The sequence below is a fragment of the Nonomuraea insulae genome (assembly GCF_042656245.1).
In genome coordinates this window covers 1-18,960 of the sequence record NZ_JBHSPA010000085.1, presented here as the reverse complement: position 1 = coordinate 18,960, position 18,960 = coordinate 1, and the positions used below count along the sequence as shown (strand labels likewise).

At 66.2% G+C, this 18,960-nt stretch carries 19 protein-coding genes and 4 pseudogenes; 9 read left to right on the top strand and 14 right to left on the bottom strand.

All coding sequences use genetic code 11. The features are described 5' to 3' along the window. Positions 1-493: 493 nt before the first annotated feature. The 3 genes from ACFPZ3_RS53815 to ACFPZ3_RS53805 all read right to left on the bottom strand — a co-directional run bounded on the left by ACFPZ3_RS53815 (position 494) and on the right by ACFPZ3_RS53805 (position 3,307). Positions 494-1,603, bottom strand: a complete 1,110-nt coding sequence (locus ACFPZ3_RS53815; protein ID WP_379522219.1) for a hypothetical protein — start codon at positions 1,601-1,603, stop codon at positions 494-496. Positions 1,604-1,813: 210 nt separating this feature from the next. After that, on the bottom strand, positions 1,814-2,818 hold the full coding sequence (locus ACFPZ3_RS53810) for a helix-turn-helix domain-containing protein (protein ID WP_379522218.1): 1,005 nt from the start codon (positions 2,816-2,818) through the stop codon (positions 1,814-1,816). A 42-nt stretch (positions 2,819-2,860) separates the two neighbouring features. After that, complete coding sequence (locus ACFPZ3_RS53805; protein ID WP_379522217.1) at positions 2,861-3,307, bottom strand: MerR family transcriptional regulator; 447 nt, start codon at positions 3,305-3,307, stop codon at positions 2,861-2,863. Positions 3,308-3,324: 17 nt separating this feature from the next. On the opposite strand from ACFPZ3_RS53805, the pseudogene ACFPZ3_RS53800 reads away from it, so the two are divergent. Beyond that, positions 3,325-4,583 (top strand): annotated as a pseudogene (locus ACFPZ3_RS53800) (IS256 family transposase). Beyond that, complete coding sequence (locus tag ACFPZ3_RS53795; protein WP_379522216.1) at positions 4,583-4,945, top strand: hypothetical protein; 363 nt, start codon at positions 4,583-4,585, stop codon at positions 4,943-4,945. Before ACFPZ3_RS53800 ends, ACFPZ3_RS53795 begins: the two are co-directional and overlap by 1 nt. Positions 4,946-4,984: 39 nt before the next feature. Here the strand turns inward: ACFPZ3_RS53795 and ACFPZ3_RS53790 are convergent. Further along, positions 4,985-5,065, bottom strand: a pseudogene (locus ACFPZ3_RS53790) (MerR family DNA-binding transcriptional regulator); the annotation flags it as partial. 49 nt (positions 5,066-5,114) lie between these two features. Here ACFPZ3_RS53790 and ACFPZ3_RS53785 point away from each other — a divergent pair. Further along, a complete protein-coding gene (locus ACFPZ3_RS53785; RefSeq protein WP_379522215.1) occupies positions 5,115-5,999 on the top strand; it encodes an NAD(P)-dependent oxidoreductase in 885 nt (294 codons plus the stop codon). A gap of 494 nt (positions 6,000-6,493) precedes the next feature. Here ACFPZ3_RS53785 and ACFPZ3_RS53780 read toward each other — a convergent pair whose 3' ends face one another. Next, on the bottom strand, positions 6,494-6,628 hold the full coding sequence (locus ACFPZ3_RS53780; RefSeq protein ID WP_379522214.1) for a hypothetical protein: 135 nt from the start codon (positions 6,626-6,628) through the stop codon (positions 6,494-6,496). A 403-nt stretch (positions 6,629-7,031) separates the two neighbouring features. Here ACFPZ3_RS53780 and ACFPZ3_RS53775 point away from each other — a divergent pair, with 403 nt between their 5' ends. After that, complete coding sequence (locus ACFPZ3_RS53775; RefSeq protein ID WP_379522213.1) at positions 7,032-7,382, top strand: YciI family protein; 351 nt, start codon at positions 7,032-7,034, stop codon at positions 7,380-7,382. Between the two features lie 230 nt (positions 7,383-7,612). Further along, positions 7,613-7,759 (top strand): annotated as a pseudogene (locus ACFPZ3_RS53770) (IS5/IS1182 family transposase); the annotation flags it as partial. 384 nt (positions 7,760-8,143) lie between these two features. Here the strand turns inward: ACFPZ3_RS53770 and ACFPZ3_RS53765 are convergent. Continuing rightward, positions 8,144-8,428, bottom strand: coding sequence for a hypothetical protein (locus ACFPZ3_RS53765; protein WP_379522212.1), 285 nt, complete (start codon positions 8,426-8,428; stop codon positions 8,144-8,146). A gap of 25 nt (positions 8,429-8,453) precedes the next feature. Here ACFPZ3_RS53765 and ACFPZ3_RS53760 point away from each other — a divergent pair, with 25 nt between their 5' ends. The 3 genes from ACFPZ3_RS53760 (at position 8,454) to ACFPZ3_RS53750 (ending at position 10,414) form a co-directional block, all read left to right on the top strand. Then, positions 8,454-8,867 carry a Rossmann-fold NAD(P)-binding domain-containing protein gene (locus tag ACFPZ3_RS53760; RefSeq protein WP_379522211.1) on the top strand — a complete coding sequence of 138 codons (414 nt, stop codon included), beginning with the start codon at positions 8,454-8,456 and terminating at the stop codon, positions 8,865-8,867. A gap of 31 nt (positions 8,868-8,898) precedes the next feature. After that, positions 8,899-10,044, top strand: coding sequence for an FAD-dependent monooxygenase (locus tag ACFPZ3_RS53755; protein ID WP_379522210.1), 1,146 nt, complete (start codon positions 8,899-8,901; stop codon positions 10,042-10,044). Positions 10,045-10,270: 226 nt separating this feature from the next. Continuing rightward, entirely contained in the window at positions 10,271-10,414 is a 144-nt protein-coding gene (locus ACFPZ3_RS53750) for a hypothetical protein (protein ID WP_379522209.1), read from the top strand. Between the two features lie 27 nt (positions 10,415-10,441). On the opposite strand, the gene ACFPZ3_RS53745 is transcribed toward ACFPZ3_RS53750, so the two are convergent. The 8 genes and pseudogenes from ACFPZ3_RS53745 to ACFPZ3_RS53710 form a co-directional block, all read right to left on the bottom strand. Beyond that, positions 10,442-10,606 (bottom strand): hypothetical protein, encoded by a 165-nt coding sequence (locus ACFPZ3_RS53745; protein WP_379522263.1) that lies wholly within the window; start codon positions 10,604-10,606, stop codon positions 10,442-10,444. 136 nt (positions 10,607-10,742) lie between these two features. Further along, positions 10,743-10,871 (bottom strand): annotated as a pseudogene (locus ACFPZ3_RS53740) (CocE/NonD family hydrolase C-terminal non-catalytic domain-containing protein); the annotation flags it as partial. Further along, entirely contained in the window at positions 10,868-11,098 is a 231-nt protein-coding gene (locus ACFPZ3_RS53735) for a hypothetical protein (protein WP_379522208.1), read from the bottom strand. The gene ACFPZ3_RS53735 and the pseudogene ACFPZ3_RS53740, both read right to left, overlap by 4 nt. 414 nt (positions 11,099-11,512) lie before the next feature. Then, complete coding sequence (locus ACFPZ3_RS53730) at positions 11,513-12,508, bottom strand: hydroxyacid dehydrogenase (protein ID WP_379522207.1); 996 nt, start codon at positions 12,506-12,508, stop codon at positions 11,513-11,515. Between the two features lie 109 nt (positions 12,509-12,617). Continuing rightward, positions 12,618-13,547, bottom strand: coding sequence for a carbohydrate ABC transporter permease (locus tag ACFPZ3_RS53725; RefSeq protein ID WP_379522206.1), 930 nt, complete (start codon positions 13,545-13,547; stop codon positions 12,618-12,620). Further along, positions 13,544-14,464: a carbohydrate ABC transporter permease gene (locus ACFPZ3_RS53720; RefSeq protein WP_379522205.1), complete on the bottom strand. Its 921-nt coding sequence runs from the start codon at positions 14,462-14,464 to the stop codon at positions 13,544-13,546. Before ACFPZ3_RS53720 ends, ACFPZ3_RS53725 begins: the two co-directional genes overlap by 4 nt. 11 nt (positions 14,465-14,475) lie before the next feature. Continuing rightward, positions 14,476-15,807 carry an ABC transporter substrate-binding protein gene (locus ACFPZ3_RS53715; RefSeq protein ID WP_379522204.1) on the bottom strand — a complete coding sequence of 444 codons (1,332 nt, stop codon included), beginning with the start codon at positions 15,805-15,807 and terminating at the stop codon, positions 14,476-14,478. A gap of 310 nt (positions 15,808-16,117) precedes the next feature. Further along, on the bottom strand, positions 16,118-17,197 hold the full coding sequence (locus ACFPZ3_RS53710) for a LacI family DNA-binding transcriptional regulator (protein ID WP_379522203.1): 1,080 nt from the start codon (positions 17,195-17,197) through the stop codon (positions 16,118-16,120). A 443-nt stretch (positions 17,198-17,640) separates the two neighbouring features. On the opposite strand from ACFPZ3_RS53710, the gene ACFPZ3_RS53705 reads away from it, so the two are divergent. Continuing rightward, a partial coding sequence (locus ACFPZ3_RS53705; protein ID WP_379522202.1) for an alginate lyase family protein occupies positions 17,641-18,960 on the top strand: 1,320 nt, incomplete at its 3' end.

The window sequence follows — 18,960 nt, the reverse complement described above, 5'->3', positions numbered from 1 at the left end:
TCCTGCGGGAATCCAGACACTGTTCGAAAATGTCAGAAGGCCGTCTACCTGAGCATTCGCGATGACGCGACATCATTCATCACCGGTCGGCGGCTGCTCGGGCGGATAGTCGATCCGCTGGAAGCAGGGGCTGGCGTGCCTCAGCTGAGGTCGCTGACCTCGTGCTTCTTATGCTGGTGGGTTATCGGTAGTGTGGTCGGACGGGCGAGAGAGGCCGGAGGGAGACCGCCGGTCGCGGACGGGTCCTGCACGGAAGCCGTCCTAGGTACCAGGGCAGCGCTTGCCTCCGCTGCTGCGTGTGCCACTTCAGGCAGCACCGTGGCGTACAGATCGGAAGTCATCGCGAGGCTGGAGTGGCGCAGCATAGCAGAGGTGATCTTCATGTCGTTGCCCGCCGCGAGCGACAGCGTTGCCGCGCCGTGACGAAGGTCGTGCAGCCGGATGGGCGGCAGGCCGGCTGTGAAAGAGCCGTGTGAAGCGGTGACTCACCGCATCAGGGTTGAGCTCTGAGCCGTCTTCTCTGGTGAAGATGCGACCACTGTCCTGCCACGCGGAGCCCCATTGCTGCTTTTCTCGAATTGCCGTGCGCGGTGCGTGTGCAGGGCAGCGAGGGTACCCCTGTCGAGGCGACCACACCGTCGGAGGACTCGGTCTTCGGATCTCCCTCTTCGACCTGGCCGTCTAGGACTATGAGCTGCTTGGCCACCGACAGCACACCCTCATCGAGGTCAAGATCGATCCAGCGGACGCCGCACGCCTCGCCACGGCGCAAACCACGGAAGGCGACCAGATGGAACAAGGCGTAGAGCCGGTCGGCTATGGCGTGGTCGAGGAACGTGCCGAGCTGGGCGGGTGTCCACACCATGACGGGGGAAGGGCGCAGGTCGGTGAGACCCCAGACATGAAAAGGGGTGGTGCGCGGACGAGCAGGATCGGCTCGGAGTGTTCGCAGGCGTTCCTCGAAGGCCTGGTTGAACGCCTCGACCCGGGTTTTGGTCCACACCATACCCTTGGCTCTCTTGCCTGGACCCAGACTTACCAGGGAAGCGGCGTTGAAGGTGACCAGATGCTCGCGCATGGCGTCGGCGAGCACGGTCTGGATCGTGGCCTTGACCCGTTGTTTCGTCGTGTGCCCGGTCAGCCGTTTATGTCGCATGGACCTGCGAGTCTCTAGGTCGTCGGACTTGCGGGCCGCCATGATGTCGGCGTTCTTCTCATCGATATGGGTGAAAACTCGCTCGACGGTGCCGGCGAAAATGCGATCCAGCCGGACCTGGTCGAGGATCTCGCTGACGTGCACGTCATGGTGCATGATGTAAGCACGTAGAGTGGTTTTACGGAGGTCCTTGAGGCGGCGGTGTCGATCCACCCACGTGTTCCAGTACTCGCCGAAGGTCATGGACTGCAGCGGTTGTCCGGTGTTGAACTTGCGGCGCAGTTCTTCGTAGTCGGGCAGAGGCTTTCGTTTCCTATGGGCAGCCTTGATCATGGCGAGGATCTCCATCCGCGCCTCGTGGGCGTCAGGCCCGTCCGCCGGAATGTCGAGCAGGCGTCCGGCCTGCTCGTAGTAGGAGATCAGGGTCGGTTTCGGTGGAGAAGCCACCCAGCCGAAGGTAGATACGTTTGCCGTCGGGTCCGGCTGGCACCTCTTCCTTGCCGTACCAGGTACCGTGATGGGGATTCCAGGAACCGTTCGCACGGCGCAGTTTGGGGCATCTCGTGCCCAGTTCGCGGCCGCCCTTTTGGCATTTGCAGCGTTTGTATCCGTTGCCTGTCATCACGTGCCTACCTCGCCCCCGTTTCTCGATATCGTTCACCAATCTTCTGTGCGTCCCGGCAGTCTTCGGCGGTGACGCCCAGTTGAATGGGCCAGTTCTACCACCGACTCGTGTGAATCATTGTCCTTGCGTCGCAGGCCGATGCGGGCCGCCAGGCTTTCGAGGTAGTCAAGCCGATCGTGGGGCTCCCGATCGGCGATGTCCTGTAGACGACGGTCGATCTCCGCCACGACATCGTTAGTAGGGTGTGAGAACCCCAGGGCGTAGGAGTTGATAACCGGCACGGCAACCTCGAGTATCCCAGCACGTACCAGTACGTCGGCGAAGTGGCGGATGATGTCCGGAACTACTTGAGTCGGGCTTCTCGGGATCTTCCCGGCGAACAGTTCGCGCAGACGAAGGAGATCGGACACCACGCTGTGGCGCTGGCGGACGTCATCGGAGGGTGGGGTCAGATCTCGCCCGGTTCCCATGACCTCCAAGGTCTGCTTGAGCTTGTCGTAGCCGGCGGACGCGTGGTGCCAGGACGATGTGTCCAGCCATACCGTGACCGCCTGATCGGCCTCGTCGGTATCCACTTTTCGTGCCGAGAGGAATCCTGTGAAGGCGGTTCGGCTGTCTTCCTCGCTGAGACGGTGGCGCAGGCGAGCCCAGACGAGCAGGAACTGCGCATACTGATCCTTGGCGATCCTTCCTTCATGGGTAACGGCCCGAGTCAGATCGTGAAGGTCACGCCCTTCGCCGCTCTCGGGGGGAAGCGGGAGCTCCGCAAGGGGGACGCCGAACACGCGTGCCATGGCGATGGCCTCATCCACGCTGATGGTGCGGCGGCTGCCGTCGACCTTCGCATTGATGATCTTCGAAATTGCCGATTGATGGGTCGGGCAACCGACGTTGGTCAGCTCTTGGGCCATGCGCTCCTGAGACCAGCCCCGCCGCCGCATCTCCCAGGCGACCCGCAAGGCAACGTTGTTCTCACTGAGGTTATGAAAGTCATGATCATGAGTATGCGATGCCTCGGACGAGACGTGTCGCTCCATCGCAGATCCACTGGGTTCCTAGCCGAAAACCCAACAGATCGCTCAGGCGGGCACGGGCTCCTGGTCAGCATCGTCAAAGGGTGGGTAGCTCTTGCTGGCCATTCGATCGGCCGCATCAATGTAGTCGGCAAGAGCGTCGCGGGATTGAGCGAGCCTGGCCATCTGCTCGTCCAGTCGCTGCAGCCGTGACCGCATCGCGGCCAGCAACTCGGGACATCCGAGCAGTTCCGGGGCCTCTCCGACCGCACAGGGCAGCAGGTATGCGATGTCCTCAGAGGACAAACCGGCACCAAGCAGATGCCGGATCTGCTTCACCCGCAGCACGGCGCTCTCGTCGTACTCGCGGTAACCGTTCGCGCCCCGGTCTGCCTCCAGCAGGAGGAATGATCGAAACCTGTGGATCTGCCGGGAAGGGGTGTACCTTCCCGGATCACCCGATGATGGTTTCGAGATAAGGCCGACGCGCCAACGTCGGTCGGGAAGGCACACCCGTGCCGCTTACCGTAGTGCCCGAGCCACCCGCTGACGACCGCACCCCCGCATCCGCTGGCTCTTCGTCGCTGATCGATCAGATCGTCCGCGACGGCGCCCGCAAGATGCTCGCCGCCGCACTCCAAGCCGAGGTCGACGCCTACATTGCTGCCTTCGCCGATGAGCGTGACGAGCACGGCCGCCGCCTGGTCGTGCGCAACGGCTACCACGCTCCGCGCGAGATCCTCACCGCGGCCGGCGCGATCGAGGTGAAGGCCCCGCGGGTCAACGACAAGCGCATCGACGAGACCACGGGCGAGCGCAAGCGGTTCTCCTCGGCGATCCTGCCGGCCTGGGCGCGCAAGAGCCCTTCCATCGGCGAGGTGTTGCCGCTGCTGTATCTGCATGGCTTGTCCAGCGGCGACTTCGTCCCGGCGCTGGGGCAGTTCCTCGGCTCGAGTTCGGGCCTGTCGGCGTCGGTCATCACCAGGCTCACCGAGCAGTGGAAGGGCGAGCAGCGCGCTTTCGCCGGCCGCGATCTGTCTGGGGTGGACTACGTCTACCTGTGGGTGGACGGCATCCACGTCAGTATCCGGCTGGAGGAGCACAAGCTGTGCCTGCTGGTGATGATCGGCGTGCGCGCTGACGGCCGCAAGGAGCTCGTAGCGCTCACGGACGGCTATCGCGAGTCGCGCGAGTCATGGGCCGACCTGCTGCGCGACTGCAAAGGCGCGGAATGCGCGCTCCCGTGCTGGCGATCGGGGACGGCGCGCTCGGCTTCTGGTCGGCGTTGCGGGAGGTGTTTCCGCAGGCCAAGGAGCAGAGGTGCTGGTTTCACAAGATCGCTAACGTGTTGGGGGCGCTCCCGAAGTCGGCCCACCCGGGCGCCAAGAAGGCGCTGGCTGAGATCTGGAACGCCGAGGACAAGGAGCACGCTGAGGCCGCGGTGAAGGACTTCCAGGCCGCCTACGGTGCCAAGTTTCCCAAGGCTGTTGCCAAGGTCACCGATGACCTGGGGGAACTGCTGGTCTTCTACGACTTCCCGGCCGAGCACTGGGTGCATCTGCGCACGACCAACCCGATCGAGTCGACCTTCGCCACCGTTCGCCACCGGACCAAGGTCACCAAGGGGCCGGGCTCACGCGCCGCCGGACTGGCCATGGCCTTCAAGCTGATCGAGTCGGCCCAGGCCCGCTGGCGCGCGGTCAACGCGCCCCACCTCGTCGCCCTGGTCCGTGCCGGAGCCCGCTTTGAGAAGGGGCGCCTGATCGAACGTGAGGAGCAAGCAGCCTGATGACGACCCACGAGCCGCTGACCGCTGAGGAACTGGCTGCCATTGAAGAACGGGCCGAGGTGGCAACTCCAGGGCCGTGGTTCATCCGGCTTCTCGACGACGAGGATGCCATGAACCTCGTGGCCATCAGTACCGTTCCCGACACCGGCCACGGTGAACGCTGGCCGGACTTCGATCATCACGAGATCGTGGCCGCAACCCTCATCCAGCAACCTCGCTACGTCGACGTCGCCGACGCACGCTGGGATGAGAACGCCCAGTTCATCGCGAACGCCCGCCAAGACATCCCTCGGCTGATCACCGAGATCAAACGACTCCGTCAGCTACTCGCCGAAAAGGGCCGCCAAGACCTCGAGGCGTAACAAGGCTCACCACCGATCCACAGGTATTGACAATTACTCCTCCAGCAGACCCTGGGCCTCGTAGTAGCGCAACTGATGGGCGTTCACGCCCGTCCGACGGCTCAGTTCCCCGATCAGCATCGATCCCTCACTTGACCTTCACACCGGTATCAACGTTGACGATGCTGCCATGAACAGCAAAACCGATACACCCGTGACAGTCATCGGACTCGGACTGATGGGCCGGGCACTGGCCGGCGCGTTCTTGAAAGCCGGGCATCCCACAACCGTGTGGAACCGTACGACCTTTAAGGCCGACCAGTTGGTGGCCGACGGTGCACGGCTGGCGCCAACGGTTGGCGACGCGCTCAAGGCAGGTTCCCTGACGATCATCTGCGTCACCGACTACCAGGCCATGCACGAGTTGCTCGGCGCGAGCGATAGCGAGCTGGACGGCAAGATGTTGATCAATCTGACCTCGGGCGACTCGGCCCAGGCCCGGGAAGCCGCCCAATGGGCCGAGCAGCGAGGCGCCCATTACCTGGACGGCGCCATCATGGCCATCCCGTCGACGATCGGGACCGCCGAGGCGGTCATTCTGCACAGCGGGCCGCAGTCGGACTTCGAGGCGCACAAGTCAACGCTCGACGCGCTCGGCACCGTCACCTACCTTGGTGCGGACCATGGGCTGGCGTCCCTGTATGACGTGGCCGGCCTCGCCATGATGTGGAGCGTCCTGAATGCCTGGCTCCAGGGCACGGCCCTGCTCAGGACGGCCGGTGTTGACGCCGCAACGTATGCGCTGTTTGCGCAGCAGATCGCTGCCGGTGTGGCCGAATGGTTGCCTGGGTATGCGGAGCAGATCGACAGCGGCTCCTTCCCGGCCGAGGTGTCGGCCCTGGAGACCGACGCGCGGGCGATGGCACATCTGATCGAGGAGAGCGAGGCGGTGGGTGTCAACGCCGAACTGCCGAAGTTGATCAAGGCGATGGCAGACCGCGCGATCGCCGCCGGACACGGTGGGGAGCAGTATCCCGTGCTGATCGAAGAATTCAGCAAACCCCGCAACGACTGACCGATCCCAATAGCGGGATCTCAGCGGTCTCGGTGAAGACAACGCCGTGCAGGATCCCTGGGAAACGATCATCTCTATCCTGGGAAGCGATCTTCCAGGGCCGCGACCCACCCCAGCTCACACCCACTCGTGAACACCCCTCGGTGAGTTCGCCGTCTTTGGGCTTCTTGAACGGCATCCTGAACACCTCTCTGGCCCCCTCGTAGCCCAGGTCGGTGAGCGTGATCAGGCCGGTCTCGGTCGCGGTGAGCGACAGGGCCTGCAGCAGGCCGTGGGTGCGGACGCAGGTGTGACAGGTGGAGCGCGGTCTCCCGGCGGACGTCGAGTACGGCGGTATAGGTGATACTGGATGGCAAGTGAAGCCTCTCGCTGTGAACTTGATCTCTTCGCAAAGACCAGTTCTAGCAGGGGCTTCCCCCATGTCCGGGGACAGGAGGCGAGGACGGCCCACGGGCTACGCAGCGTGATCGACGATCACCGGGAAGGCTCAGTGTCTACGAAACCGGGCGGCCTCCAGACCACCTTGCCGTCCAGCCGCGCGCGGCGATCCCGCGTATCTGCTCACCGTCGAGCAAGCGTCGCCAGGTCTGTTCGTAGCCGTCGTCGTCGCTGACCTCGATCTCGAACAACGCTTTGAAACTACGAGCCAACACTTCCCAGCCGGCGCAGTCGGATCCGGTCAGGGGCTGATCTCCACCATGGTGCCCCACGGCCAGGGTCAGCGGTGGGCGCAGCTCAGGAAGCAGGTCAGCACCGCGTCAAACGTGGCGGCCGGCCCGAGTCGGGACAGCGGCCGCCGGTGCCGGTGCTGGGCGGTGACGATCTCGGGCAGCGCGACGAGGTCGGGCTGCCAGGAAGAACGCGCGGCCGTGGACCCGCACGAATGCCTCTTCGCTCCATGCCGCGTGAGAACTGCCTCTTGAGCCATGTCGATTCCGGCGGTGCGTGATCGACGCGTTGGCGGAGGGGATGGGCAGGAGGTCCCGTCACCATCGCACGAACTCGATCAGGTACTCACCCAGGAAGGAACCAATGAAATACATGCTGATGCAGTTCGGTGACGAAACCGCCCTGAGCGGCAAGCCTCAGGAATGGGTCCAGCAAATGATCAAATTCATGACCGAGTTCACGGAAGGGCTGAAGAGGTCCGGTGAACTGCTGGCCGACGAAGGGCTGGCACTCGCGCCGAATGCGAAGGTCGTCAGCCTCGAGGAGGGCGCGGTGGAGGTGCGGGACGGCACGTTCGCTGAGCCCAGCCAATCACTGGCCGGCTGGTGGTTGGTGGACGTCGCGGATGAGACGAGAGCGCTGGAGCTCGCCCGTCAGATCGTCGCCGGAGCCGGCGAACCGGTGGAGGTCCGCCGATGCCACGAACTCCCGTGACGTGAATCGATATTTCCGAGGCTCGTGGTCAACGACGCGCGCCCATCCTCCCGCCACCGCGGGAGGATGGGCGCTGTCATTTCTCCCCGGCATCCTCGCGCTTGTTGATCAACAAACCGCTGTTCTTCGCCGCGCGCGGAAATGTTCCCCGGGCGCCTCAAAAAGAAGATCACTACTACTGAGGTCGGGATTGAAACACCTTCTCAAGCCCGCACTCTGCAACACCCCGCATCCATGGGATCGGCGAACGGGCGAACACCCTGCTCAAGACCACGTTCACAGCCTTGCGACGAGTCAGCCTCGACCCGAGCCGGATCAACCCAATCGCCGCCGCGGCCCTCGTCCTGCTTCAACTGGAGCACGGACGGAACGTGTAAGGCGATCACGAACCGCAACCAGCGGTTACAGGGAAAGGTTCAGAAATGCTGACGGATCTCCGCGGCGTTGGTGAGCGGGTGTTGCTGGCTCGGTCTGTGTGACAGCCGCGTGTGGATCCGTACCGAGGACCTCCACCTCGCCCCCGAACAGTCCGGATGCGGGCTGAGATGGAGGGTGACGCCGTGCGCTGCCAGGAGGTCGAGCCGGGTTCTCCCCTGGCCAACTGCAATGGACCACGGTGCCAGGTCCGCGAGCGGCGCCTGCCTCGCGAGGTGGTTCTACGCGTGAGTTCTTGTCCAACCTAAGGCGTCGCAGCTCAGCGCCATCCCATGCCTCAAATTCAACGGAGCAGGACACCCAGCTTCGGCCTTCGTTGGGAAAGGTCATCTGGAGTGGGTGGCCTGATGCTGCTGCCAGCGGTGCAGCAAGGTGGGGATCTCCTTGAGCATGAACTGGTAGAAGTCGCGCATCTGCGTCAGCCGTCGATGCGCGGGATCGCTGGCCGTGGTCGTGGCGATGCCGGTCTCGGCGGCGGCGAGCATGAGCTGGGTGACGGTGTTCTGGCTGGTGAACAGAGTGGCCCAGGCGTCGTCGCGGCCGCATCCCGTGGTGGCTGCGCCGCCTGGAGAAAGGCGGCCGGGTGCTGGCCCCCGGCCCGGCCGACGCACCCCTGCAGTACATCGATGCCGCGACATGGCGGCCTGGATGCTCACGGCCGCCGGGCGAGGCCTCGGCGGCGCCTTCACCGTGACCGGTCGCCCGGGCGCGGTCACGATCGGGCAATTGCTGGAGACGGCGCTGGAAGTGACCGCCTTCGACGCCGAGTTGGTGTGGGCGCCGCCGGAGCTCCTGCAGCAGCAGGGCGTGTCGCTGGGCATGGAGTTCGGGCTGCGCCTGCCGGACGGCGGCGCGCCGAACGGCATGCACGACGCCGACGTCAGCGCCGCCTTCGCCGCCGGCCTGACCTGCCGCCCGCTGGCCGACACGCTCGCCGACACCTGGGCCTGGCTGCAGGCCGAAGGCGACCCCGCCCCGCGCCCGGACGCCCCCTCACCGGACACCTGGCTCGACCCCGCCGCCGAACAGCGCGTCCTCGACCAGCTCTAACCCCTCAACTGACTTCAGCAAGGAACCTTCTATGCGCGCCATCATCATCGGATCCGGCATCGCCGGCCTGGCCGCCGCCCTGCGGCTGTCCCAGATCGGCTGGGACAGCCTCATCATCGAACGCGCCCCCAAGCGCCGCAGCGGCGGCTACGGCGTCAGCTTCGGCGGCATCGGCTACGACGCCGCCGAACGCATGGGCATCCTGCCCGACCTCCTCCAGCGGGCCTTCGTCACCGAAGAACTCGTCTACCACAAGCCCAACGGCGAGCGGAGCTTCACCCTCACCCGTGAGACCATCGCCGCCACCATGGGCCCCCGGACGATGAACATCTTGCGCGGCGACATCGAAACCGTGCTGTACGACAAGGCCCGCGACACCGCCGAGATCCGCTTTGCCACCACCATCACCGCCGTCGACCAGGATGCGCAGGCCGTGCACGTCACCCTCAGCGACGGCAGCACCGAACACGCCGACCTGCTGATCGGCGCCGACGGCCTGCACTCGGCCACCCGCGCCCTGGTCTTCGGCCCCGAGGAGGACTACCTGCTCGACCTGGAACACAGGGTCGCCGTCTACATGCTCGACAAGCGCCCCGCCTCCATCGCGCCTGGCACCACCGGCACCCTGTCCGCGGGCGGCCGCACCGTCGCGGTCATCAGCGCCGGAGACGGCCGCAACGTCGCCTTCTTCGGCTACCGCACCACACGCGGCCACCGCGGCGACGACCCCGCCACCGTGCTGCCCCAGGTCTACGGCGATCTCGGCTGGGTCATTCCCGAGGTCCTGGCGGGCATGGCGAGGACCGACTCGGTCTACTTCGACACCATCAGCCAAGTCGTGGCCCCCACCTGGAGCCACGGCCGCGTGATCCTGCTCGGCGACGCCGCCTGGTGCGTCACCCTGTTCGCCGGCTACGGCTCCGCCCTGGCCGTCGGCGGCGCCGACCGGCTCGGCACCGAACTGGAGCGCCACCCCGGCGATCTGCCGGCCGCCCTGGCCGCCTGGGAGGCCGAGTTGCGCCCGGAAGTGGACAAGAAACAGAAACTCGGCCGACGGGTCAAAGGCGTCTACGCCCCCGCCAACCCGCTGCTGCTGTGGCTGACCCAGCTGCCGCTGCGCCTGGCCGCACTGCCGCCGGTGCGCCGGCACATGACCCGGCGCTACATCAAAGGCTGATCCACCGGCTCCGCAACGCCGCCCCAGCGAACATCCGCCTGCCCTGACCCGGCTGTCCACGTCCAAGGCCACTGACCCACGCCCCCGAAAATGGTCACTGAGCAGACGGCGGCTGCCGGCTCAACATGGGGGTTGCGCTCAGGGACGAGCAGGCGGGCCCACAGGGCGAGCGGATCGGTCTCGAGCATCCGGTACGCCGCCTCTGGCCGGTTTGGAGGAAGGGCCAATGGCCGGGCCCGCGCACGTCCACCTCGCCGTAGCCGCCGCGGCGAGCACCGGCAACCGGTGGCCCCAGAAGTATCAAGAGATCGGGGAGTGCGGGCTTCGCGGCCTGGCGGTCGGGCTGAGCGCGCTGCTCGTGGCGGACTGAGCCCCGCCGATGAGCAGTGGCAGCGAGTCAGGTGGTCGGCGAGACGGGCAGGACGATGGCTGAGGGGCGTGCGGGGTCGTGGTGGGCCTGCTGATCGGCGACCCGCATCGCGGTGGCGGTGGCGAGCGGCTCGCCGGTGCCGAGGTTGCGGTCCCAGCGGGGAAAGGCGCCGCTGGCGACCTGGAGGCGGATGCGGTGCCCTTGCTTGAAGCGGTGCGGTAGGCCACAGCTCGATGGTGATCAGCGTGTCGATCGGCTGGTCGCCGGCGATGCGGCGCAGCGCCTCGGACACGTGGGTGATCTTCCCGGAGGGGGCGACGTCGCTCAGCCGGACGTAGAAGTCGGTGTGCGCCAGGCTGGAGGTCACGTGTAGTTCCGCGGCCGGGATGCCGATGACGTCGAGATCGGCCGGCAGCGGGGCACCGGTGTAGGTCAGGACATCGCTACGGCCCTTCAGGACGCGCTCACCCGACTTGCGGGCGGTCCCATGATCCGGGACATGCCCAAGACGGCGGGGGTCGGGTCGGCCGGGTCGTAGCGGTAGCGATCCGGTGTCGAGTGCGGTGCTCCGGCGGTGGACAGGCCGCCGCCGGATTGCAGGTGCCAGCGCTCGGGCCGGGCGTCGGCCGGAGGGTAGAGGGGCAGGTCACGCCACTGATTGGCGCCCTGGAGGTAGACACGCACCGGCGACTTCCGCACGCCCTCGTGATCTTCCAGGAGGTGGGCTCGAAGCACAGTGAAGCCGGAACGGGCCTCCCGTCAGGGAGATCGGTTACTAACCCCGTGACGGCGACCACCTTCACCTAAGGGCGGCTCGCCCGAGGGTGAGATCCCCTCGGGAGACCCGACCTTATTGTTTGCGTCCGAACTTTCGATCTTGGTAGCCAGAGAGGTTAGGCGTGGCGGGCCATCTTGACGGCCGAGATGAGCAATATGACGGCCGGGGTGGGGATGAGTATCAGGTCCGGGATCGCGCCGAGCAGTAGGCCGCCTCCATCTCCTCCTTCTTGGCCACCGAGGGGTCGGTCCCTTCCCACGGCACGCCGGCCCAGGAGGCGTTCTCGACGGCCGTGCGGTGGGTGGGGCTCCCGTACGGAATCAGGCCGCAGTGTCGAGATCGTGGTAGTGGATTCGGTGGAGTAGCGGGGTTCCGGTGACCAGGCGTTCGAGCTCGTCGGCGACCGCGGCGCCCATCCTGGACAGCTCGTTGCCCTGGGAGCCGGCGATGTGCGGGGTGAGAAAGACGTTGGGCAGGTTGAACAGGACGGAGTGGCTGGGGAGCGGTTCGGGAGTGGTGACGTCGAGGATCGCGGAGATGCGGCCGGTCTTGAGCTCGTCGATGAGCGCATCGGTGTCGATCAGCGAGCCCTGTGCGGTGTTGATCAGCACGGCGCCGTCGGGCAACAGGGCAAGCCGGTCGCGATTGAGAAGGTGGCGGGTCTGCGGGGTCGCGGGGGCGTGCAGGCTGATGATGTCGCTAGTGGCCAGTAGCTCCTCGAGTTCGAGGCGTGGCACGTCGGCGGAGGTGGCGTAGGGGTCGTACAGGCGGACCGTGAAGTCATGCCGTAGGAGATGGGAGATCACCTGCCGCCCGATGCGCGAGGCTCCGACGATGCCGACCCGGCGTCCGTAGTTGCCGACGTCAGCTATCACCTCGGCCGGCGTGAACCTCCTGTCGCTGCGGTAACGCTCGCGCAGTCCGAACACGCCCTTGCCGGCCAGCAGGATCGCGCCGACGGTGTATTCGGCCACCGGGATCGCGTTCGCCTGGGCCGCCGACGACACCACGATGCCCCGGTCCCAGACAGCCTTGGTCAGATGCGCCTTGACGGTGCCGGCCGCGTGCAGGACGGCCCTGAGCCTGGGTGCGGAGTGCAGGAAGGCGTCGGTGAGCGGCGGGCAGCCCCAGCCGGTGATGAGGATCTCCAATTCCGGCAGCAACGCGGCGATCCGGGGATCGTCCAGCTGCTCAATGGCGAAAGCCGGATCGATATCAGTGTGCTGCGCGATCCGGTTCGCAACCGTATGCGGAAACAGCAGCGGCAGATGTACGGGACGCAGGGCGAACAAGGCCTTTGGGCGGTCGCTGGTCACAAGAAGGTCCCCTGAGTTCACAGTCATCGTCGAGGCGGGTGGCGGTTGGTGATGCGAGGTAGGCGAGTCGGATTCGTGGCGCTTGACCAGCCGGAACAGCGCGGCGGCGCTACTTGAGGCTGCCGAGCGTGACACCTGAGCGCCAATAGCGCTGCATCGAGATCATCAAGGCGACCATGGGGATCAGCGAGATGATCGAGCCGACCACGACCAGGCCGCTGAGGTCGGTCGAGCTGTCCACCTTGACCTTCAGCCACGAATACAGGCCCAGCATGACCGGCCACTTGTACTGGTCGCGCAGGTAGACCAGCGGGCCGAAGAAGGAGTTCCAGGACCCGACGAAGCCGAGCAGGAAGATCGTCGCGGCGCCGGTGGACATCAGCCGCGCACCGATGGTGAAGAAGATGCGGTATTCCCCTGCCCCGTCGATGCGGGCGGCCTCGAGCAGTTCCGGCGGGATGGCGCCTTCGGCGTACACCTTGGCAAGGTAGACGGAGAACGCACTGAAGAAGCTCGGAACGATGATCGCCCAGGGAGTGTCGATCATGTTCAGGTCCGTGTAGAGCAGGAAGGACGGGATCGTGAGCAGCGCCCCCGGCACCAGGAAGGAGGCGATGATGGCGCCCATCATCACGCCGCGCCCGCGGAAGCGGTACATCGCCAGGCCGTAGCCGCAGGCGACGCAGACCAGAGTCATGCCCGCGGTGCCGGTGAAACCGTAGAAGATGGTGTTCCACATCCAGGTCAGGAAGATGCCGTCCTGGTAGGCGAACAGGCCACTGATGTTGTCCCACAGCCGGAACTCGGCGAACCACAGCCCGTTGGTGGTGTACAGGTCGCCCTGGCTCTTGGTGGCGGCCACGATCAGCCACCAGACGGGTGCCACCGAGTAGACGGTGAAGGCGACCAGGCCGACGATAACGATGATCTTGGTGTGGGAGCCGTGCTGGACGGTTCCCTTGGCGGCCCGGCGGCGCCGCCGGTCGGTGCCGACCGGCGAGGCGGGGCGCTTCGTGGCGCCTTGTGTGGTTGTGGTCATGAGGTCGGTGTCTTGTTCGTGAGGCGGTAGAAGACGGCCGATACCGCGCCGACGACGAGGGCCAGGATGATGGACAGGGCGGCGGCGTAGTTGAAGTCCCCTTGCGCGAACGCCCAGTCGTAGATGGCCATGATCGGCGTGAAGTCGCGCGTGATGGTCTCGGGCGTCATCGAGCGGAAGAGCATGGGGTCGCTGAAGATCTGCAGAGTGCCGATGATGCTGAGCACGGTGGTGAGGATCAGTGAGCGACGGATCATGGGCACCTTGATGGACCACGCGATGCGCGGCTCGGAAGCGCCGTCGACGCGGGCGCTCTCGAAGATCTCCCGCGGCACTGCCTGCAGGTCGGCGTAGACGATGAGCATGTTGAAGCCAATGCCGCTCCAGGCCATGAGGTTGCCGATCGACAACCAGATCAGCTCACCGCCGTAGAAGTCGGCGTCGATGCCGAACAGGGCGAAGAACGGGGTGAGCGGGCCGACGGCTGGACTGTAGAGGTAGATCCAGATCAGGGTGGCCACGATCCCCGGGATCATGTACGGGATCAGCAGCGGGAGACGGAAGCGCGCGGCCGCGCGGCGCGACGCGGCGTCCACGAGCAGCGCCATGACGATGCTGATGACCTGGATGAGGGGGATGCTGATGGCGGCGAAGAGCCCGACCCTGCCCATGCTGGACCAGAATTTGGCGTCGCCCATGCCGTGCAGGAAGTTGTCCAACCCGGCGAACTCGACCGTCTTCGCGCCGAAGCCGAGGCCCGAGCCTTTCTGCGTGAACATGCTCTCGCGCAGCGCCAGCACGATCGGCACCACGGTGAACAGCGCGAACCCGAGGAAGAACGGGATGGTGAAGGAGGCACCCTGCAGGGCGGCGGTTCGCCGCCAAGCCCCGGAGCTCCCGGGCGCGTGTGCTGCCATGGACATGACGCTCAGCCTTCGACGTTGATGTTCTTCGTCTTCAGGTCGTCGACGGTGAACTTCTGCATGTGCTCGAGCGCCTGCCGGACGGTGATCTTCTTGGTGACGATCTTCGCCCACTGGTCCTGCAGCTCGGAGAAGACGCCCGTGTAGTTCGGGCCAAGCACCCAGGGGTCCTTGCCTGCCTGCACGGCCTTGAGGACGATGTCCGCGGCCTCGCCGCGACGCTCGCCGAAGAGCTTCTCCGGCACCGCCGAGTCGATCCACGGGGACGGGTCGGGGATCGCGCCGGGCCAGCTGTACTGCTTGGTGTCCGGCTGGTAGGAGGCGTCGACGGCGTCCTTGCTGGTCGCCATCCACACGCCGGCCTCCACCGCCTCCTTCACGTTCGCGCAGCCCTTGGGCACCAGCAGCGCGCCGCCGTGGGCCGGGGTCACGAACGCGGGGGCGCCGGCGAACTGAGGCAGGTCGATGGGCTGCCAGTCTCCCAGCGACTTCTTGTAGTTGAGCTCGTAGGTACCGAGTTGCCAGGTCTGGGTCGGCAGGGAGACCATCTTGCCCGAGTCGAAGTAGCTGATCAGGGCGGGCCGGTCCTGGTAGGTCTGGTTGGCCACCAGGCCGTTGTCGACCAGTTGCTGGATGACGTCGCCTGCCTTGAGCGACTGCGGCGACAGGAAGTCGACCTTCCACGTGTCACCTTCGATCTTGTACCATGTGCCGCCCGCCTGCTGGACCAGGTTGACCAGGTTGGAGGGGTCCTCGCCGGCGAGATTCATCACGTAGACGCCGTGCTTCTTGAACTCCTTGCCCGCCGCGATCAGGTCGTCCCACGTCTTGGGCACCGCTACGCCGTGCTTGTCGTACACCGCCCGGTTGATCATCATGAACGACGGCGCGAAGCCGGTCGGGATGCCGAAGAACCGATCTCCCGCCTTGGCGCCGGCGTAGGAGGCCTCGTTGTACACGCCTTTGCTGGTGTACGGCTGGAACACCTCGGTGACGTCGGTGAGCAGGCCCTCGCCGACCAGGCCCGGCACCTCACCGAAATTCTTCACCAGGCACGGCACATCCTGTCCGGCTGCGACGACGTTGCGCAGGTTGGCCGCGGTACCCGGGTTGTCGGCCTGTTTGACCACCTTGAGCTTGATGTGCTCGTGGGTGGCGTTGAACTTCGCCACGATCGGGTCGAGGGACTTGCTCTCGTCCCACGACCACCAGGTGAGGGTGACCGGCGCCGAGCCCGTGCTCGCCGGGCTGCCGGAGTCCTGGGCGCTGCAGCCGGTCAGCGCGGTGGCCATCGCCAGACTCGCTGTGACTGTGATGCTCGCGTACCCGCGGTTCATGGCACCGCTCCTTTGCAGGTAGGGATCGCCGCTGTGGATAGGGGATCGCCGCGCAGGGCGACGGCCGAGTTGAGACCGGCTTATAGAAACCGTTGTCTACGCAGAAGTTAGAACTCGCCGACGGTCGTGGGCAAGATGTCAGGCGGATAAATCTCGCGTTACGCTCAACTTTCACCGAGGCGAAGGCGCGCGACCTGCCGCCCGGTGCGGGCCCACATGAGTACGCGTCGAAGACAGCGTTTCCTCTGGTCTTCGCAGGAGGACGCCGACCTGCCTGAGTTCGCTCCCGGCCCGGCCTGCCGGCACGCGGCTACGCCGTGGCCGGCCGGCCGACGGACTGGCGAAGGACCACATGGGTGCCCAGCACCTGGTGCTGCTCCGCCCTGCCCACCGGCCGATCGAGAGCCACCCGGACGGCGGCACGGCCCAGCTCCTCGTAGGGGACATGGACCGTGGTCAGGCTGGGGCGCAGGTCGGTGGCCAGCGGGATGTCGTCGTAGCCCACGATGGAGACATCGCCGGGAACGCTGAGCCCGGCGTCGTAGACGGCGGCCATGGCGCCACCGGCGATGACGTCGGTCTCGGCGAAGATCGCGGTGAAGTCGCGGCCGCTGCCCAACCGGGCGCTCACCCGCTCGTAGCCGGACGCCCGGCTGAACTCCGTGTCGAGCTCGAACAGGCCTTCGTCCACGGGGACGCCCATGTCGGCCATCGCCCGGCGAAATCCGGAGAGACGGCCCGTGGTCGTGGTGAAGGCCGGGTCGCCGCCGACGTAGAGGATTCTGCGGTGCCCGCGGCCGATGAGGTGGCTGGACAGCGCATAGGCACCGCCCTCGTTGTCGTACTCCACGACCGTCGCCGGAATCCCGGGCCCCAGAGACGGGCGGCCGCACAGGACCAGCCGCGACCTGGCGGCGTCGAGCGACCGGGCGATGTCGGTCATCCGTGCCTGGTAGGCGGCACTGTCGTAGGTCCCGCCGATCAGGAACACCGCCGCGGCCCGTTGCTCACGCATGAGCTGGATCGCCGCCAGCTCGCGAGAGGGATCTCCGTCGGTGGTGGCCACCAGGCAGATGTGCCCGCGCTGCGCGGCCTCCTGCTCCACGCCGTGCACAGCCGCGGCGAAGGCCGGACCGCGTACGTCGTTGACGATGAAACCGACCGTACGGGTTGCCCCCCCGCCCAGCACGCGAGCATGGGTGTTGGCGACGTAATTCAGCTCTCTGATCGCGCGCTGGACTCGCAGCCGGGTGCCCTGAGCCACTGGATAGTTGCCGGCCACGACGCGCGAGACCGTGGACAGGGAGACACCGGCGAGCTCGGCCACGTCCTTGATCGTGCTCTGGCGATGATCGACCTCGTCCGGCGCGTCGTTCTTTCGTCTGGCCACGCAGCCAGCTTAGAGAGCGGCGCCCACTCCTGCCTACGACCGATGGTAACGATTTCTATCGGCGCTCTGCCGATTCGTCAGGTGAGATGAGGCGACGGCGTCGACTGCGAAGAAGAGGCGGAGATCGGCTGAGGAGTTCGACTCGACATGCATTCCTGCAGTTAATGCCCCTGTTCTGGAGGCATTTCGGCTCACAGATCGCGCCATGGAATGCTGCGCGCTTTGTAACGCTGTTGTAACGACGGCTTGTGCAAGTGCGTCGGCCGATCTAGTTTCCAGACAACGATTTCTATCGACCGTTCCCGGCATCGTCTTCAGCGTCGCCGTCACCCTTCGCATCACTCAGCGAGGCGCGTCGATGCCCCGCACAGGATCTCCACAGCGGTGCGTTCCCACTGTCGCGTTCTCCCTGGTCCTGGTGAGCGCTTTGGAGAGGAGAGGTCTTGTCAGCCATCCATCCCCACTCAGGCCCCCATCGTCGCGACCTGTTCAAGGTGGCTCTGGCCGCCGGAATCGTCGCGGCCGTGCCCGTACACGCCGCCCCGGCCCAGGCCTCCGCGGCGATCACGCACCCCGGCCTCCTGCACACGCAGGGGGATCTCAGCCGGATGGCCGCCCGGGTGAACGCCGGCGTACAGCCCTGGAAGGCCGGCTGGGACCGGCTCGTGGCCAACGGCCACGCGCAGAGCACCTGGACGGCGAACCCGCAGGCCACCATCATCCGCGGCGGTACGGGCGAGAACTACGGCATCCTCTACAACGACATCCACGCCGCCTACCAGAACGCGTTACGGTGGCGGATCAGCGGGAACACGGCACACGGGAACGCGGCGCGGGACATCCTCAATGCCTGGTCGGCCACCCTCGCCACGGTGACGGGCAACGCCGACCGCTTCCTGGCCGGGGGCATCTACGGCTACCAGTTCGCCAACGCGGCCGAGCTCATGCGCGGCTACTCCGGCTTCGACCTGGCCCGCTTCCAGACGATGATGCGCGGCGTCTTCTACCCGCTCAACGACCACTTCCTGGTCAACCACAACGGAGCCTGCATCACCAACTACTGGGCCAACTGGGACCTGTGCACCATGAACTCGATCCTCGCGATCGGGGTGCTCTGCGACGACCAGGCGCTGGTCGATCGGGCGATCGACTACTTCAGGAACGGCGCGGGCAACGGCTCCATCATGCACGCCGTCCCGTTCCTGCACGACGGCGGGCTCGCGCAGTGGCAGGAGAGCGGCCGCGATCAGGGACACACCATGATGGGTGTCGGGCAGATGGGCACTTTCTGCGAAATGGCCTGGAATCAGGGCGTGGACCTGTACGGCTACGCCGACAACCGGTTCGCGCGGGCCTGCGAGTACATCGCCAAGTACAACCTGGGCGAGTCGGTCCCCTTCACGACCTACACCTGGGGCAGCGGCACGAACTGCGCCCAGTTCACCCACACCGTGATCTCTTCCGCCAGCAGGGAACAGCTCCGGCCTGTCTGGGAGACCGTCTACAACCACTACGCGGGTCGCCGAGGCCTGGCGATGCCCTACACGGCCAGGGCGGCCGCGGCGGTCAGGGCGGAGGGCGGCGGCGGAGACTACGGGAGCACCAGCGGCGGGTTCGACCAACTCGGGTTCGGCACTCTGGTCCACACCCGCGACGGGGCGTCGATCGTCTCCGGCGGGACGTACAAGCTGGTGTGCGAGCGCAGCGGTAAGGCGCTGGACAACGGCAGCACCGCGGCAGAAGGGGCGGCGGTCGTGCAGTGG